The sequence below is a fragment of the Nocardia sp. alder85J genome (assembly GCF_020176955.2).
In the GTDB taxonomy this organism is placed as follows: Bacteria; Actinomycetota; Actinomycetes; order Mycobacteriales; family Mycobacteriaceae; genus Nocardia.
On sequence record NZ_JAIUCZ020000026.1, the window covers coordinates 1 to 5669 of the forward strand.

The following is a 5669-nucleotide window of genomic DNA, read 5'->3' on the forward strand; positions in this document are numbered from 1 at the left end:
GTCGATTCTCCAGGAGGATGCCGGAGGTGGATCCGAGGCCGCGTCCTCGGCCGCGCCCGGCCGGCAGAAACTTCCACCGAACCGGAAACCCGCGGACCACGATCGTCCGCTGAACGAGAAACAGCCTCCAGCAATGCTGGAGGCCGTTCGATTCCCTACCCTGAAACCACGAACGGGGACCCATTCCTGGGTCCCCATCCGGGAAATATGTTCCGGCGGTGTCCTACTCTCCCACACCCTGGCGAGTGCAGTACCATCGGCGCTGGCAGGCTTAGCTTCCGGGTTCGGAATGGGACCGGGCGTTTCCCCACCGCTATAACCGCCGTAACTCTATGAAACTATCCACAACCCTGCCCCGACAGCCTCTGATACCCAGCAAGGATAAAACTCCTCACTCGTATCGGAAACCACCCGAACAAAGCTCGTGTGCTGTTTCAGACACTACACAGTGGACGCGTAACACCTTCGTTGGTAAGCCCTCGGCCTATTAGTACCGGTCACCTCCACACGTTACCGCGCTTCCAGTTCCGGCCTATCAACCCAATCGTCTATTGGGAGCCTTACCCCCTTCAAGGGGTGAGAAACCTCATCTAGGAACAGGCTTCCCGCTTAGATGCTTTCAGCGGTTATCCCTTCCGAACGTAGCAAACCAGCCATGCCCCTGGCGGAACAACTGGCACACCAGAGGTTCGTCCGTCCCGGTCCTCTCGTACTAGGGACAGCCTTCCTCAAGTTTCTAACGCGCGCGGCGGATAGAGACCGAACTGTCTCACGACGTTCTAAACCCAGCTCGCGTGCCGCTTTAATGGGCGAACAGCCCAACCCTTGGGACCTACTCCAGCCCCAGGATGCGACGAGCCGACATCGAGGTGCCAAACCATCCCGTCGATATGGACTCTTGGGGAAGATCAGCCTGTTATCCCCGGGGTACCTTTTATCCGTTGAGCGACACCGCTTCCACATGCCGGTGCCGGATCACTAGTCCCGACTTTCGTCCCTGCTCGACCTGTCAGTCTCACAGTCAAGCTCCCTTGTGCACTTACACTCAACACCTGATTGCCAACCAGGCTGAGGGAACCTTTGGGCGCCTCCGTTACATTTTAGGAGGCAACCGCCCCAGTTAAACTACCCACCAGGCACTGTCCCTGAACCGGATCACGGCCCGAGGTTAGAAGTCCAATACGACCAGAGTGGTATTTCAACGACGACTCCACCAGAACTAGCGTCCCAGCTTCACAGTCTCCCACCTATCCTACACAAACCGTACCGAACACCAATACCAAGCTATAGTGAAGGTCCCGGGGTCTTTTCGTCCTGCCGCGCGTAACGAGCATCTTTACTCGTAATGCAATTTCGCCGAGTCTGTGGTGGAGACAGCAGAGAAGTCGTTACGCCATTCGTGCAGGTCGGAACTTACCCGACAAGGAATTTCGCTACCTTAGGATGGTTATAGTTACCACCGCCGTTTACCGGGGCTTAAATTCTCAGCTTCGCCCTCACGGGCTAACCGGTCCTCTTAACCTTCCGGCACCGGGCAGGCGTCAGTCCGTATACATCGTCTTACGACTTCGCACGGACCTGTGTTTTTAGTAAACAGTCGCTTCTCTCTGGTCTCTGCGACCACCACCAGCTCCGAGAGCAAAGTCTCATCACCAGCACTGGTCCCCCTTCTCCCGAAGTTACGGGGGCATTTTGCCGAGTTCCTTCACCACAGTTCTCTCGATCGCCTCGGTATTCTCTACCTGACCACCTGTGTCGGTTTGGGGTACGGGCCGTGTACCAACTCACTAGAGGCTTTTCTCGGCAGCATAGGATCATGGAATTCACCTCAAACGGCTACGCATCACCTCTCAGGCCGATGAGCGACGGATTTACCTGCCACTCGCCCTACAGGCTTACACCCGGTAATCCACCACCGGGCCCCACTACCTTCCTGCGTCACCCCATCGCTTGACTACTACACCCAGGATCCCGTGCATCCCCTTTGGGTCTCCCGAAGGAGATCCCGCCAGTTCAGGACGGTTAGCACAGATGATTCGCCATTGGGCGCGGATACACGGGTACGGGAATATCAACCCGTTGTCCATCGACTACGCCTGTCGGCCTCGCCTTAGGTCCCGACTCACCCTGGGCAGATTAACTTGACCCAGGAACCCTTGGTCATCCGGCGGACGAGTTTCCCACTCGTCTTTCGCTACTCATGCCTGCATTCTCACTCCCACAGCCTCCACAACTCGGTCACCCGGCTGCTTCCCTGGCTGCAGGACGCTCCCCTACCCATCCAGACCACTACCCCGAAGGGAATGTACACGTCTGAATGCCGCGGCTTCGGCGGTGTGCTTGAGCCCCGCTACATTATCGGCGCAGGATCACTTGACCAGTGAGCTATTACGCACTCTTTCAAGGGTGGCTGCTTCTAAGCCAACCTCCTGGTTGTCTCAGCGACCCCACATCCTTTTCCACTTAGCACACGCTTAGGGGCCTTAGCCGGCGATCTGGGCTGTTTCCCTCTCGACTACGAACCTTATCGCCCGCAGTCTCACTGCCGCACTCTCACACCCCGGCATTCGGAGTTTGGCTGACTTCGGTAAGCTTGTAGGCCCCCTAGGCCATCCAGTAGCTCTACCTCCAGGGTGAAACATGCGACGCTGCACCTAAATGCATTTCGGGGAGAACCAGCTATCACGGAGTTTGATTGGCCTTTCACCCCTACCCACAGCTCATCCCCTCAGTTTTCAACCTAAGTGGGTTCGGGCCTCCACGACGTCTTACCGTCGCTTCACCCTGGCCATGGGTAGATCACCCCGCTTCGGGTCCATAGTGTGCGACTCGACGCCCTATTCGGACTCGCTTTCGCTACGGCTACCCCACACGGGTTAACCTCGCCACACACCGATGACTCGCAGGCTCATTCTTCAAAAGGCACGCCATCACCCCACACACGAATGCGAGGGCCCTGACGGATTGTAAGCGCACGGTTTCAGGTACTATTTCACTCCCCTCCCGGGGTACTTTTCACCTTTCCCTCACGGTACTAGTCCGCTATCGGTCACCAGGTAGTATTCAGGCTTACCGGGTGGTCCCGGCAGATTCACAGCAGATTTCACGGGCCCGCTGCTACTCGGGTATTCACTACGCAAGACAGAATGTTTTCATCTACCGGACTCTCACCGTCTACGGTCGGCCATCCCAGACCAGTTCGACTAACACCCTGTTTTCTGACTCACGCTCCCCACGGCAGTAGGAAGAAAATGAACCCCACAACCCCGTACAGACAACGACTGCCGTCTATCACATCCATACGGTTTAGCCTCATCCGCTTTCGCTCGCCACTACTCACGGAATCACATGTTGTTTTCTCTTCCTGTGGGTACTGAGATGTTTCACTTCCCCACGTTCCCTCCACACACCCTATATATTCAGATGCGGGTGACACGACATCACTCGTGCCGGGTTTCCCCATTCGGACATCCTCGGATCTCAGCTCGGTTGACAGCTCCCCGAGGCTTATCGCAGCCTCCTACGTCCTTCATCGGCTCCTGGTGCCAAGGCATCCACCGAACGCTCTTACACACTTACAAACAAAGATGCTCGCGTCCACTGTGCAGTTCTCAAACAACACACAAAACCAGATCCCACCCGGCACCAGCCACAGAACCCTGCGCGGTATGACCGACAATCCAGCCTCGTCGTTATCTTCCTGGAAAGAACGTCTGTTCTTTCAGGACCCAACAGTGTGTCGACTACAATCCAGCACCCCGGGACCACAGTGGATCCGAGAGTATCGCCGGCGCATGTCAGCGTTCCACCCATGAGCACCACCGGACTACATGCGAGCCCGTCATGGTCTCTGCCAGCCACGACATCACCTCTGTGACACCGGGTCTGGAGAATGCTCCTTAGAAAGGAGGTGATCCAGCCGCACCTTCCGGTACGGCTACCTTGTTACGACTTCGTCCCAATCGCCAATCCCACCTTCGACGGCTCCCTCCACAAGGGTTAGGCCACCGGCTTCGGGTGTTACCGACTTTCATGACGTGACGGGCGGTGTGTACAAGGCCCGGGAACGTATTCACCGCAGCGTTGCTGATCTGCGATTACTAGCGACTCCAACTTCACGGGGTCGAGTTGCAGACCCCGATCCGAACTGAGACCGGCTTTAAGGGATTCGCTCCACCTCACGGTCTCGCAGCCCTCTGTACCGGCCATTGTAGCATGTGTGAAGCCCTGGACATAAGGGGCATGATGACTTGACGTCGTCCCCACCTTCCTCCGAGTTGACCCCGGCAGTCTCCTGCGAGTCCCCGCCATTACGCGCTGGCAACACAGGACAAGGGTTGCGCTCGTTGCGGGACTTAACCCAACATCTCACGACACGAGCTGACGACAGCCATGCACCACCTGTACACCGGCCACAAGGGGGCCTACATCTCTGCAGGTTTCCGGTGTATGTCAAACCCAGGTAAGGTTCTTCGCGTTGCATCGAATTAATCCACATGCTCCGCCGCTTGTGCGGGCCCCCGTCAATTCCTTTGAGTTTTAGCCTTGCGGCCGTACTCCCCAGGCGGGGTACTTAATGCGTTAGCTACGGCACGGATCCCGTGGAAGGAAACCCACACCTAGTACCCACCGTTTACGGCGTGGACTACCAGGGTATCTAATCCTGTTCGCTACCCACGCTTTCGCTTCTCAGCGTCAGTTACTTCCCAGAGACCCGCCTTCGCCACCGGTGTTCCTCCTGATATCTGCGCATTTCACCGCTACACCAGGAATTCCAGTCTCCCCTGAAGTACTCTAGTCCGCCCGTATCGACTGCAAGCTTGCAGTTGAGCTGCAAGTTTTCACAATCGACGCGACGAACCGCCTACAAGCTCTTTACGCCCAGTAATTCCGGACAACGCTCGCACCCTACGTATTACCGCGGCTGCTGGCACGTAGTTGGCCGGTGCTTCTTATACAGGTACCGTCACTTGCGCTTCGTCCCTGTCGAAAGAGGTTTACAACCCGAAGGCCGTCGTCCCTCACGCGGCGTCGCTGCATCAGGCTTCCGCCCATTGTGCAATATTCCCCACTGCTGCCTCCCGTAGGAGTCTGGGCCGTGTCTCAGTCCCAGTGTGGCCGGTCACCCTCTCAGGTCGGCTACCCGTCGTCGCCTTGGTAGGCCATTACCCCACCAACAAGCTGATAGGCCGCGGGCCCATCTCGCACCGATAAATCTTTCCACCACCAGACATGCATCCAGCAGTCCTATCCGGTATTAGACCCAGTTTCCCAGGCTTATCCCAGAGTGCAAGGCAGATCACCCACGTGTTACTCACCCGTTCGCCGCTCGTGTACCCGAAGGCCTTACCGCTCGACTTGCATGTGTTAAGCACGCCGCCAGCGTTCGTCCTGAGCCAGGATCAAACTCTCCGTTGAAGACTCTCGAAACACCCCTCCGAAGAGAAGCGAATCAGAAAAATTCAAAGGCCAGAGTCCGAAAACCCGACATTCAAAAACAACGCCAGCAATTAAGCTGACTAAATGTCCAGTCCCCCACACGGGGGTATGAAGAACCGGAACCAAAAATATTTGGCACTGACATTCATCGACACACTATTGAGTTCTCAAAGAACACACGCACAAACCATCCCACCGGAAAAACCGGAGGGAATCGGTGAGGCAACTTT

The 5669-nt window shown here is 56.7% G+C and carries 3 rRNA genes; all 3 read right to left on the minus strand.

Annotated elements, in window-relative coordinates:
- Positions 1–210 precede the first annotated feature (210 nt).
- The 3 genes from rrf to LBW94_RS44075 all read right to left on the minus strand — a co-directional run bounded on the left by rrf (position 211) and on the right by LBW94_RS44075 (position 5418).
- Positions 211–327: ribosomal RNA gene (rrf, locus tag LBW94_RS44065) — 5S ribosomal RNA — on the minus strand.
- Positions 328–467: 140 nt separating this feature from the next.
- Positions 468–3581: ribosomal RNA gene (locus tag LBW94_RS44070) — 23S ribosomal RNA — on the minus strand.
- Positions 3582–3903: 322 nt separating this feature from the next.
- Positions 3904–5418, minus strand: a 16S ribosomal RNA gene (locus tag LBW94_RS44075).
- The 16S, 23S and 5S rRNA genes sit together here, the layout of an rRNA operon.
- Between the last annotated feature and the right edge of the window lie 251 nt (positions 5419–5669).